General features: G+C 58.5%; 7 protein-coding genes, 1 tRNA gene, 2 rRNA genes and 1 pseudogene (1 of these 11 running past the window's edge). 5 read left to right on the forward strand and 6 right to left on the reverse strand.

Going from position 1 to position 11914, the window contains the following annotated elements; all coding sequences use genetic code 11:
* The first annotated feature begins 209 nt into the window (after nt 1–209).
* Together ACTG2S_RS00280 and ACTG2S_RS00285 are read left to right on the forward strand one after the other, a co-directional pair.
* Nucleotides 210–1124: a LysR family transcriptional regulator gene (locus ACTG2S_RS00280; RefSeq protein WP_279498836.1), complete on the forward strand. Its 915-nt coding sequence runs from the start codon at nt 210–212 to the stop codon at nt 1122–1124.
* 99 nt (nt 1125–1223) lie between these two features.
* Entirely contained in the window at nt 1224–1643 is a 420-nt protein-coding gene (locus ACTG2S_RS00285) for a hypothetical protein (protein WP_279498837.1), read from the forward strand.
* Here ACTG2S_RS00285 and ACTG2S_RS00290 read toward each other — a convergent pair.
* Both ACTG2S_RS00290 and ACTG2S_RS00295 read right to left on the reverse strand, forming a co-directional pair.
* Nucleotides 1606–3729, reverse strand: a complete 2124-nt coding sequence (locus tag ACTG2S_RS00290; RefSeq protein WP_439981835.1) for a methyl-accepting chemotaxis protein — start codon at nt 3727–3729, stop codon at nt 1606–1608. The two genes, ACTG2S_RS00285 and ACTG2S_RS00290, sit on opposite strands and share 38 nt — an antisense overlap.
* Before the next feature lie 192 nt (nt 3730–3921).
* Nucleotides 3922–4272 carry a hypothetical protein gene (locus tag ACTG2S_RS00295; RefSeq protein WP_005355311.1) on the reverse strand — a complete coding sequence of 117 codons (351 nt, stop codon included), beginning with the start codon at nt 4270–4272 and terminating at the stop codon, nt 3922–3924.
* 199 nt (nt 4273–4471) lie between these two features.
* On the opposite strand from ACTG2S_RS00295, the gene ACTG2S_RS00300 reads away from it, so the two are divergent.
* The 3 genes and pseudogenes from ACTG2S_RS00300 (at nt 4472) to ACTG2S_RS00310 (ending at nt 8118) form a co-directional block, all read left to right on the forward strand.
* Nucleotides 4472–5194, forward strand: a complete 723-nt coding sequence (locus ACTG2S_RS00300; RefSeq protein WP_043826483.1) for a response regulator — start codon at nt 4472–4474, stop codon at nt 5192–5194.
* 34 nt (nt 5195–5228) lie between these two features.
* A pseudogene (locus ACTG2S_RS00305) lies at nt 5229–6589 on the forward strand (ATP-binding protein).
* 140 nt (nt 6590–6729) lie between these two features.
* A complete protein-coding gene (locus ACTG2S_RS00310; protein ID WP_274161852.1) occupies nt 6730–8118 on the forward strand; it encodes a transporter substrate-binding domain-containing diguanylate cyclase in 1389 nt (462 codons plus the stop codon).
* 67 nt (nt 8119–8185) lie between these two features.
* Here the strand turns inward: ACTG2S_RS00310 and ACTG2S_RS00315 are convergent, their stop codons facing one another.
* The 4 genes from ACTG2S_RS00315 to ACTG2S_RS00330 all read right to left on the reverse strand — a co-directional run.
* Nucleotides 8186–10138: a ligand-gated channel protein gene (locus ACTG2S_RS00315; RefSeq protein ID WP_274161853.1), complete on the reverse strand. Its 1953-nt coding sequence runs from the start codon at nt 10136–10138 to the stop codon at nt 8186–8188.
* Between the two features lie 583 nt (nt 10139–10721).
* A tRNA-Asp gene (locus ACTG2S_RS00320) sits at nt 10722–10798 on the reverse strand.
* A 97-nt stretch (nt 10799–10895) separates the two neighbouring features.
* Nucleotides 10896–11010: ribosomal RNA gene (rrf, locus tag ACTG2S_RS00325) — 5S ribosomal RNA — on the reverse strand.
* Between the two features lie 121 nt (nt 11011–11131).
* Nucleotides 11132–11914, reverse strand: a 23S ribosomal RNA gene (locus ACTG2S_RS00330) (it continues 2106 nt past the right edge of the window).

Genomic DNA, 11914 nt, shown 5'->3' on the forward strand with positions numbered 1-11914 from the left:
AATGCATCCATACAAGAGATCATTCAAATAGTGTGTTGTTCTTTCACCGACATCAGACATGCCGATTTGGTGTGTCACAGTGCGGAACTACCCGCATATTTGGCCGCTCGACGTTCCTGCCTAAGCGTTGATTGAATATTAAAGTGACATGACCTAACTTGTTAGCGAGATAAACTGGCAAACATATTCAAAAAAATTGAAGGTGAGGAATGGCCAAGGAATCGAACAAGGAGCGGGCGCTGACCCTGGAGGCAATCCGGGTGCTGGATGCCATCGACCGCCGCGGCAGCTTTGCGGCGGCGGCCGACGAGCTGGGCAAGGTGCCCTCGGCATTGAGCTACACGGTGCAGAAGCTGGAGGATGAACTGGATGCCATGCTGTTTGACCGCAGCGGCCACCGCACCAAGTTCACCCCGGCGGGGCGCATGCTGCTGGAGCGCGGCCGAGTGCTGCTGGAGGCAGCCGAGCATCTGGTGGGAGAGACCCGGGCATTGGCCCGTGGCTGGGAGACCGACATCACAGTCGCCGTCGATGCGCTGGTCCCGGTGCAGGCCCTCTACCCCTTGGTGGAGAAACTGGCCGAGCAGACCGATACCCGACTGCGGCTGCGGGCCGAGGTGCTGGCGGGTAGCTGGGAGTGTCTGGAAGATGGCCGCGCCGACCTGCTTATCTCCTCCATCAACCCGGACATCATGATGACCGGCATCAAGCATCAGGTGATCAAGGACGAGGTGATGCTCTACGTCGCCCATCCCGATCATCCGCTGCATCAGGAGCCGGAGCCTCTGGCTGACGAGACTCTGCGCCGCTACCGCGCTATCGCGGTCGCCGATACCGCCCTTCGCAAACCGGTGCTCACCTACCGCCTGCTGGACAAGCAGCCGCGCCTCACTGTCAGCACCATGACGGAGAAACGGGATGCCCTGCTGGCAGGGATCGGGGTCGGCACCATGCCACAGAGCTGGATTGAGGAGGACATCCGGGCCGGTCGGCTCAAGGTGATCAGCCCCGAGTACCGCCATCAGCTGCAGGTGGTGCTGGCCTGGCGGCGAGACACCATGAGCAAAGCCAAAAGCTGGCTGGTGCGGGAGATACCAAAACTATTTGCGGCTGGTGAAAAATGAGACACAGTTAACAGACAGCTCAATAGCTGCCTCACTTGACACCCAGCTCTTTTATTGGTTCCATAGCCGCCTCATTTGAACCAATGGAATCTGTAAAAAATGAAAAAGAGTTTGCTGGTAGCCCTCACCACCCTGCCCCTGTTTGCCAATGCTGGCCTGATGGACTCGCTGACCGACAGCGTCACCAGCAGCGTCAAGGATGCAGCTAATACCGCCGTATCCGGTGCAGTGGACAGCGCATCCAACGAAGCCATCAAGAAGGCACTGGATATCAAGGAAGGCGGCTCCAACAAGCAGGCTATTAAAGAGAAGCTGGGTACTCCTGCCACCACCAAGACCGAATCCGGTCTGGAAGTGTGGACTTATGATCTGGATGCCCTGAAGAAGGCCTCTCCGCTGCTGGCAGAAACCACCAAAACCCTGCTGAAAGATACCGACGCAGCCAAGAAGAACGTCGTTATCAAGTTCGAAGGTGATACCGTCAAGAAAGTAGACCTGACCGACAAGGCTCAGGGCTGAGTTCGCTCGTCCGGTGGAGTGGCTGCACGCCCGCATCGGCACAGATGGCAAGAGGGGGAGCACCGGGCTCCCCCTCTTTTATGATCGGTTTGTTACACCTTGAAGCGATGCACCAACGCCACCAGCTGGCGATTGACTCCAGCAGGGTGGCCGAACTCTGTTCGGTATTCTGACCGTTATCCACCAGCAGATTGACCATGTCGCGGATGGTGACCATGTTGCGGTTGATCTCTTCGGTCACCCGGCTCTGCTCCTCTGCCGCAGTCGCAATCTGGGTACCCAGATCGTTGATCTGCACCACGGCATCCGCCATCTTGTCGAGCCCGCCGGTCACCTGCTCGGTATTCTCGGTCGCCGCCTGACAGCTCTGCTTGGTGTGCTCCATGGCCACCACGGCTTCGGCCACTCCCTGCGTCAACCGGGAGAGCATGCTCCCCACCTCGGCAGTGCTATTCTGGGTTCTCGCCGCCAGTGCGCGCACCTCATCAGCAACCACGGCAAAACCACGGCCCTGCTCACCGGCCCGCGCCGCCTCGATGGCCGCGTTGAGTGCCAACAGGTTGGTCTGGGCAGCAATATCGCCGATCACGCTGAGTACACTGCTGATCTGACGAGCATCTTCCTGCATCCCCAATACCTTGGTCGCAGCAAGATCCACTTCATCGATCAGCGCCGCCACACTGGCAGAGGCCTGACCCACTACCTGACGGGACTGAATCGCCTGACCATTGGCAGACTCGGTAAAGCTGGCGGAATCGCTCGCGTGGTGCGCCACACTGTCGGCAGTGGAGCTGAGCTCGGTCAGGGCTGTCACTATCTGATCGGTCTCGGCAGCATGCTCACCGAGAATACGTCTGGCCTGGCTCGTCTGCTGGTCAAGCTGGGCCAATTCACGGGTAATCAGCTCTGTGGTCTCGGTCACCTGCAACATCATCTGCTGCAGATAGGCGATAAAGCGGTTCACCGATTGGGCGATATGGTCCAGCTCATCGCGCCCCTTGACCCGGATCCGGGCAGTCAGATCAGCATCTCCGGCCGAGAGCGCATCGATGTTTTGCTTGAGGGTGTCGAGTCGACTGCCCAGCTGCTTGATGGCCATCAACATCAGCGCAAACAGCAGCACCACTAGCGGTAGCTGGATCGCTGCCAGCGTCTTGAGCACCTCCTGACTGTCGTGGGTCAGGGTGCTGGTCGGCAGCGCCGCCGCCAACAGCCAGGGGGTTCCTTCGATGGGTTGCATCAGCAATGTCTGCTCTTCACCCAGATCCTGAAAGGTAGTGCGCTGCAACGCGGCGCCATTACCCGGCCCCAGCAGGCTAGCGATGGCGCTGGCAAAGGGATAGTCCCCGTGAGATGAGAGGTTGCCCAGCACCACATCCCCGCTCAAACGACCATTCTTGCTGAGGATCTTGCCGTCGGCCTCGACGATCATCACCTGACCACCGATCTCCTGCTCTTTTTTGGCGACCAGATCATTGAAGAAACCCAGCGTCACATCGATGGTGGACACCCCGTAAAGGGAACCGTCACGATAGATCCCCATGGCACAGTTGGTGCGCGGCTGTTGGCTGGCACCATCCTTGTAAGCCGCCGCCCAGACACACATGCCTTTCTCCGCCTGCTGCCCGGCTCTGTGCCAGGGCTGCTCGAAATAGTTGGGCGCCTCGGCCGAGTTCCAGTAGGTGTTGGGGATCAGCTTGTTGGCACCATCCCGATGAAAGAAGGTACTGAACTTGATGCGACCGGCTTCCCGCTGATCCGGCATCGGCCAGATGCCGCCACCAAACACCATGGCATTGCCATATTGATCGATCAGAGCAGGGAGAACAGCATCGATTTGCTCACTCGGCAGTTGGGCAACCAGCTGAGTGATACTGCGTGACTGGCTCTGCACCCCGTTGAGCTGATCGCGAATGTCGGTCGCAATCTCGCTGACCCGCAGCACCAGATTCTGCTCACCCGCCCGTTGCAGCTCGGGTTTGACCCATAACTGGATGCCGATTACGGTCAGCACACAGACCGCCACCATGAATCCCAGAAAAACGGCGGTATATCGCCCCTTGATTGTCCCCAGATCCCAACCCATACCCTCTCCTGTTTTCGGCCACTGCTCACTGCAGCTTGTTATATGAGCGGGCATTATCTTGCAATTCGCTCACGGCGCGTTTGCCATCGCTCACATAAGCGACAGTAAGATAAGGATTCGAGCGAAAATGGATCGATACGATCACAAAAAGGGTGGCCTCGGCCACCCTTGGGTTGATAACAGCTGGCGTTGTTACTGGTTCGCTTCGGCGAACTGCTTCATTGCTTCGGCGTGCTTGGTCATGCCGGCGGCACGCTCGTTGAGCTTCTTGATGAACTCCGCCTTCTTGGCCGGATCCTCGATGCGATCATAACGTTGCTGCAAGTTGGCCTGGATCTGCTCCGGGGTCATGTTCTGCATGCGGGCCATCTTGTCGTGGCGACCACCGTGGTGTTTGCCACCCATCATGCCACCACCGTCCATCGGGCAATCCACCATGGCACCTGGCTGGCCGGTGGGGGCTGCTTCACTGGCTGCATAGGCGCCCAGCGGCAGGCCAAGGATCAGGGTGGCGGTCAGCAGGGTTTTGGTCAGCTTTTTCATGGTCTATCTCCTGTAGGGATGATTCTGGTTCGGCGCTCTTGCCTTGCCCTCAAGTAAACACCCTATCGGTGTCTGAACTTTGCCAGCCTCACCCTTTTTTGTAGCAGAGTGTGGCATCGTGCGGATCTGGCACACTTTGACACAAACCGCCGGGCGGATTTTCGTATACTCGTGCCAACGCCAAGCAGGGGAGGTATTCATGAACCAGGGCAACACCCACATTCTGGTGGTCGACGATCACAGCGAGATCCGCGATCTGTTGAAACGCTTTCTGGAACAGCACGGCCTGCGAGTCAGCTGTGCCCGGGATGGCAAGGAGATGAAGCGGCTGCTGGAGGAGCGGGAGTTCGACCTGCTGGTGCTGGATCTGATGATGCCGGGTGAAGATGGCCTGACCCTCTGCCGCGAGCTGCGGGTCAAATCGAACCTGCCCATCATCATGCTGACTGCCATGGGGGAAGAGACCGACCGCATCATCGGATTGGAGATGGGGGCCGACGACTATCTGGCAAAGCCTTTCAATCCGCGCGAGCTGCTGGCGCGGATCAAGGCGGTGATGCGCCGCACCCAGGCAGAGACCCAGCCCGCCGCCGAGACCCTGACCCGGGATCTGCGCTTCGATCGCTGGCTGCTCGACGTCAATCGCCGGGAGCTGGTCGATGAGGATGGGGTGGGCCTGAGCCTCTCCACTGCCGAATTCGATCTGCTCAAGGTGTTTCTGGAACGCCCGCAGCGAGTGCTGAGCCGGGATCAACTGCTGGATCTGGCCCGTGGCCGCGAGGCGGTAGCCTTCGATCGCGCCATCGATACCCTGGTGAGCCGCCTGCGCCGCAAGCTGGAGCGGGACCCCAAGAATCCGGAGCTGATCAAGACCATCTGGGGTGGCGGCTATATGTTCTCCGCCGACGTGACACCGGTTTAAAGCAGTGGGAACCTTGCGACGACTGTGGGCACGGATGTGGCCCAAGGGGCTAACCGGCCAGATCATTCTGGTGGCGCTGGCGGGCTTGATCCTGATCCAGCTGCTCAGCATCCAGATCTACCGCACGGATCGGGAGGAGGCGCTCGGCTTCGTCAACAGCCGCAACGCCATGCAGCGGATCATCTCTGTGGTCAGGCTGCTCTCCCTCTCCCCCCGTCCCTCTATGACGAGATCCTCAAGGCGAGCCGCAGCGAGACCCTGCTGCTGCGCCTCTCCGACGAACCGCTGCAACCGGATAACCGCAGCCCCCGCTTCGAGCAACTGGTGCGCTCGCGCCTCAACTACCCCCCCGGCCTCACCGTCGAGATCAGTGCCGAGCTGAAAGAGGGTAACCAACGCAGCAAGGCGTGGGAACATCATGCTCGCATGATGCGGGATCGCAAGGGACCGCCCCCACCGCGGGATATGCGGCTCTATGGCTCCATCGAACTGCCGCAAGGGGGCTGGCTGCAGTTCAGTTCGCTGGTCGACAAGGAGGCGGGCAGCTGGTCGTGGCAGACCACCCTCAACCTGATGCTGGTCGCCAGTCTGGTGATCGGGCTGATGGTGCTGCTGTTTCGCCGTGCCACCCGCCCGCTCAAGCAGCTGGCAGGCAATGCGGAGCGGCTAGGACGGGGCGAGGATATCGAGCCCTTGAAAGAGGAGGGGCCGACCGAGATCCGCGAATCGATTCAGGCCTTCAACCGGATGCACACCCGGCTCGACCGCTTCGTGCAGGACAGAACCCGGATGCTGGCGGCCATCTCCCACGATCTGCGCACCCCCATCACCAGCCTGCGGCTGCGCACCGAGTTTCTGGCCGATGGCGAGGACAAGGAGCGGATCCAGCAGACCCTGCAACAGATGGAGCAGATGCTGGCCGCGACCCTCAGCTTTGCTCGCGAGGAGGGGCAGCAGGAGGCCACCCGCGAGCTGGATCTGGTCAGCCTGCTGGTCAGCCTGTGCGATGACTACGCCGATACCGGCCAGCCGGTCACCTGTCTGGCGGAGGGCAAAGAGGTCTACGCCTGCCGTGCCAACACCCTGCGCCGGGTGCTGCAGAACCTGATCGGCAACGCCATCAAATATGCCGGCAGCGCCGAAGTGTCGCTGGAGCGGCGCAAGGAGGAGCTGTTGATCCGGGTCTGCGATAACGGGCCGGGGATCGATCCGGCGCGGCTGGAGGATGTGTTCAAGCCGTTCGTGCGGCTCGATGAAGCGCGCAACACCGAGTCCGGCAGTGTCGGGTTGGGCCTCTCCATCGCCCGCACCCTGGTCCATCAGCACGGCGGCGAGCTGACCCTGCTCAATCGGCCACAGGGGGGACTTGAGGCGCGGATCAGCCTGCCGCTGTAAGTAGTTACTCTATCCGCCAGCATTGTCATGGCGCCGTTTGCATCATGCAAACTTCATCATTTGAGCGCTTGTTCTTCGATCCGAAAGACGGTGATAATCGGTGACCACGGGACGGCATACGGCAACGGATTGGAGCAAGGATGGCCTCTTCCAGGACAGGAGTCATAGTCAGTATCGGGTGGGGACTCCTGCTGCTCGCCCTTGCCCTGCCTGCATGGGCCAAAGCCCCGGAAGAGCCGATCATCATTACCAACTCCAAAGCCTGGCAGCCCTTCTCCTATATCAATGAATCAGGCCAGCCGGATGGCCTGCTGATCGATTTGTGGCGTGAATATGCCCGGGTGACCGGCCAGAAGATCGAGTTCAGGCTGGTCGACTGGCAAGGCTCCCTCGACCTGCTCCATGAGGGGAAGGCGGACGTTCACGCCGGACTGCTCTGGTCACCGGAGCGGGACAAACTGTTCGACTATGGCCGACCTCTCGCCCAGCTCGACTCCCAACTCTTCTTCTCGAGCGAACTGCGCGGCACCGACGTACATTACTACCTGCTCCATGAAACGGTCGGTGTGGTGGCCGGTGGCTACGAGGAGTATTACGCCAGACGCTACTTCCTCGGCACCAAACTGCAGACCTTCGACGACAATGACACCCTGCTGGCTGCGGCCTTCAAGGGTGAAGTGAAGGCCTTTATCGCCGATCTGCAGGTCGCCAACTTCTACATCTATACCTCGGACGATCCCACCCGCTTTATTCCGGTTCGCCACCTCTATACTGACCAGATCCGCTTTGCAGTGAGAAAGGGCGACCTTGCCCTGTTAAACCGGCTGGAAGAGGGGTTCGCCAAGCTCAAAGAGAGCGATCGGGAGCGGATCATCCGCAAATGGATGCATGTCGAAACCGTCTACCCCATCCATCTCGGTCCCTGGCTACTGCTGGCCGGTGCATTGATCATGGTGGCCTACATAGTGCAATTGCGCCGCGCCGTTGCCAGCCGTACCACCGAGTTAAGCCGCGCCAACGCCAGACTGGAGAAGCAGGCCAGTACCGACCCGCTGACCGGCCTGCTCAACCGACGGGCATTCATGCCCGCCATGGAGCAGCGGCTGGCAAGCGGGGAGCCCTGTGCCCTGTTGCTGTTCGATGTGGATCACTTCAAGGAGACCAATGACCGCTTTGGTCATGGCATCGGGGATCTGTTGCTGGAAAAGCTGGCCACGACTGTGACCAACCTGTTGCCCGAAGAGGCTCTGCTGGCCCGCATCGGCGGCGAGGAGTTTTGCCTGCTGCTGCCGCTGGCCACGCTGGCAGAGACAGAGCAATGGGCCGAGCGGATCTGCCTGGAGAGCAACCGGCAAACCCTGCACACCCGCAGCGGCGAGGTGACCCTCTCCATCAGCACCGGGGCAGTCTGGGTAGCCGCAGAGAGAGAGGCTGATGCCGACCAACTACTACGGCAGGCTGATGCCCTCATGTATCAGGCCAAGGGACGGGGGCGCAATACCTGGCAAGCCGCCTCCTATCAGGGATAGCCCTCTGACGGACGCGCAATAAAAACGGCCACCATCGGAAGATGGCGGCCGCATGACAGGTTCCCTATCAGAAGTTGTAGGTCACGCCCAGGTTGTAGCGGCGACCATCCAACACAGTGCCATAGCTGCTGTAATCCACCGTCTTGTCGAACAGGTTGTAGACCCCTGCGGTCAGATCGAGATGCTTGTTGGCCTTGTAGACCAGGCCCATGTCAAAGAAGGTGTAGGAAGGAGTCCCCTCCGCCATCTTCACACGACTCAGGTACTCGGAGGTCTCGCCACGGAAGTTGACCCGTGACCAGAGGCTCAGCTGCTCGGTGGTCTGCCACTCTACGCTGCCGTTGAACATGTGGCGGGGCATCTGGTTGAGGGCATGACCCGCCAGTGGACCACTCTTCTGCTCGGACTGGGTAAAGGTGTAGCTGGAGCTGACCGACCAATCCTCGTTGATGGCCCAATCCATCATCCCCTCGACCCCGCGCATGTTCGCCTTATCGACGTTGACCCGATCACTGATGAAGTCATAACTGTGACCATTGAGGGTACAGGCGGGATCACTCTTGCTGGTACAGCGACGCACTTCGGAGATCTTGTTCTTGAAGTCGGTGTTGAACAGGGTCACCCCAGCGTTGAAACCCTGATGACCGTTCCATAGCAGGCCGATCTCTTCACTCACGCTGGTCTCGGGTTTGAGAGCCGGGTTGCCGACCAGTACGCCATCCTGACTGCTACCGCCGGTGGCCTGACCCCAGTTGGCCGCCGACATCCGCAAGTCCGGGGAGCGGTAGCCGGTCGATACGCCCCCTTTCAGGGTCCAGCTATCATCCAGATGCCAGACGCCATAGAGTCGTGGGCTCCAGTGAGAGCCGTAGTTCTGGTCCCGATCCATGCGAGCGCCACCGGTCAAGGCAAAGCTGTCGGTGAGTGACCACTCATCCTCGACAAACATTGCCCAGCTCCAGCGGGTCAGCTGCTCGGCAGGGTTGGCCACTGTCAGGGCATTGCGCTGATCGTGCAACTCCTCATAACGATACTGACCACCGACACTCAGGTAGTGATCCCCCAGAATAAACTGGGTGTGGGTATCGGCGATGGTGTTGGTAAGCTCTATCTTGCGAACGGGGTTGGTGTTGGTCTCCTGCTGAAGATAGCTGCTGGAGGAGCCGAAATCATACTGACCATCATGGGTCAGCGCATAGTTGGTACGCTCGTAGCGATAGAGGCTATCTTTCGCCTTGGCAGCCAGCGAATTGCCAGCTGTGCGATCCCGATCCTGCAGACTGCGACTGGCTTCCAGATCGAAGCGGTTATGGTCATCAGGCTTGAAGCTAAGCACCGCCGTGCCACTGCGAGTCTCCTGCTCGGCAAAACCCTGGGTAAATTTGTCTTCGCCACGATGAGCCAGCTGGCCATTGAAGCGCAGCCCCAACACGCCATCGATCAATGAACCTGCGGTATAGGCATCGGTCTGGAAGCTATTACCGGCATCCTTGTTCTCCTGGAAGGTCGAATCTGCGTGAACCGACCCCTGCCAGGCCAGACCGGTGGTCTTGCGGGTAATCACGTTAATCACACCACCCATGGCATCTGAACCATAACGGGATGACATGGGACCACGGACGACCTCAATGCGCTCGATCGCCTGCAGTGGCGGCAGCCAGCCCTGCTCGATACCAGCTTCATCGCTATTGGGGCGAGTACCACGACTATCCACCTTTTTGCCATCAACCAGCATCAGGGTGTATTTCGATCCCATACCGCGAATGCTGATATCACTGCTGCTGCCACCGCCAGTCACCACAACACCGGGAACATCCTTCAGGGCATCGGTCACATCGCGATAGGCCCGCTTCTCCAGCTGCTCACGGGTAATCACAGAGATGGAGGCAGCAGAGTCTTCAATCTTCTGCTGGAAGCCGGAAGCGGTGACGACCATCACCTCTTGTTTGGCTGCGTGGGCCTGGGTCGCAAGAAGGGAGCAGACCAGCAAGGCAAGCTTGTTCGGTTTCACTGTTGTCATGTTTTAGCCTGAACGTTTTTAGTAGGAAGGTGGCGTATTCCCTTACTTCATTCGTTACAACGCCTTGGCATCCGGCCAGGTGCAGCATCAAAAAAGGCTCATTTGAAAAGCACTTTATTAATCAGCCCGCATTGTAACTCCCCCCCCAACAATTCAAATAATAATCATTATCGTTCGCCTCGTATGGTATTCCTGCTGCAAAACAGCTCATTCTTGATAAGAGACTGTTTTAATGGAATAAATCTATAAACAAACAAGGGGATTACACAAACAAGAGGAAGTGATGACGTACCATTGCAAGACGGCCTGATTTAATCCTCAAGCTCTATCAGCTCGCTGCGGAACAATATGGCCAAGATGGGATGTGCTGCGATACAGAGGTGGAAATAGTAGCAAGAACGCCAACAGGGGAAGGTATTGCCATCGTGGTGGGATGTCGGCAACTCACCAGCAGACTAAAAACATCAAAACCCAGTCGTGAGACTGGGCTTTGTGTTCGTTCTGGTATGCAAACCTGTGGGTCTTATGGACAAAACCGCCCATAGCAAAAAGGCCTTCCCATTCGGGAAGGCCTTCGAATTAGTGGCGGAGCGGACGGGACTCGAACCCGCGACCCCCGGCGTGACAGGCCGGTATTCTAACCGACTGAACTACCGCTCCGCATTCGGTTAGCTTTCGCTAAATCTTCTGCTGCTTCTTTTGAGGTGTCAACCTCGCAGCCAGTGATGTGATTCTTCACATCACCGTTTAATTGGGTGCCTGGCAGTGTCCTACTCTCGCATGGCGAATGCCACACTACCATCGGCGCTACCGCGTTTCACTTCTGAGTTCGGCATGGGATCAGGTGGTTCCACGGCGCTATGGCCGCCAGGCAAATTCTTAATCTAGAAAGCTGACGTGAATAACAACTTGGCTAGTTTGCCTTGTCACTATCACTGAATTGGTAGTTCGCTTAGGTTTGCTACAAGCCTTAGAACACTTCTTGGGTGTTGTATGGTTAAGCCTCACGGGTAATTAGTACGGGTTAGCTCAATGCATCGCTGCACTTACACACCCCGCCTATCAACGTTGTGGTCTCCAACGGCCCTTTAGGACCCTCAGGGGTCAGGGATGACTCATCTCAGGGCTCGCTTCCCGCTTAGATGCTTTCAGCGGTTATCGATTCCGAACTTAGCTACCGGGCAGTGCCACTGGCGTGACAACCCGAACACCAGAGGTTCGTTCACTCCGGTCCTCTCGTACTAGGAGCAACTCCCTTCAATCATCCAACGCCCACGGCAGATAGGGACCGAACTGTCTCACGACGTTCTGAACCCAGCTCGCGTACCACTTTAAATGGCGAACAGCCATACCCTTGGGACCGACTTCAGCCCCAGGATGTGATGAGCCGACATCGAGGTGCCAAACACCGCCGTCGATATGAACTCTTGGGCGGTATCAGCCTGTTATCCCCGGAGTACCTTTTATCCGTTGAGCGATGGCCCTTCCATTCAGAACCACCGGATCACTATGACCTACTTTCGTACCTGCTCGACCTGTCCGTCTCGCAGTTAAGCTGGCTTATGCCATTGCACTAACCTCCTGATGTCCGACCAGGATTAGCCAACCTTCGTGCTCCTCCGTTACTCTTTGGGAGGAGACCGCCCCAGTCAAACTACCCACCAGGCACTGTCCGCGGCCCAGATTCATGGGCCTGCGTTAGAACATCAAACATACAAGGGTGGTATTTCAAGGACGGCTCCAGCGCAACTGGCGTCACGCCTTCAAAGCCTCCCA

It is taken from the genome of Aeromonas sp. 82P (assembly GCF_051919365.1).
Classification (GTDB): domain Bacteria; phylum Pseudomonadota; class Gammaproteobacteria; order Enterobacterales; family Aeromonadaceae; genus Aeromonas; species Aeromonas veronii.

Coding starts and splice junctions, on each gene's coding strand:
- ACTG2S_RS00310 (WP_274161852.1), top strand. CDS start 6,730: ATGGCCTCTTCCAGGACAGGAGTCATAGTCAGTATCGGGTGGGGACTC.
- ACTG2S_RS00285 (WP_279498837.1), top strand. CDS start 1,224: ATGAAAAAGAGTTTGCTGGTAGCCCTCACCACCCTGCCCCTGTTTGCC.
- ACTG2S_RS00295 (WP_005355311.1), bottom strand. CDS start 4,272: ATGAAAAAGCTGACCAAAACCCTGCTGACCGCCACCCTGATCCTTGGC.
- ACTG2S_RS00280 (WP_279498836.1), top strand. CDS start 210: ATGGCCAAGGAATCGAACAAGGAGCGGGCGCTGACCCTGGAGGCAATC.
- ACTG2S_RS00315 (WP_274161853.1), bottom strand. CDS start 10,138: ATGACAACAGTGAAACCGAACAAGCTTGCCTTGCTGGTCTGCTCCCTT.
- ACTG2S_RS00290 (WP_439981835.1), bottom strand. CDS start 3,729: ATGGGTTGGGATCTGGGGACAATCAAGGGGCGATATACCGCCGTTTTT.
- ACTG2S_RS00300 (WP_043826483.1), top strand. CDS start 4,472: ATGAACCAGGGCAACACCCACATTCTGGTGGTCGACGATCACAGCGAG.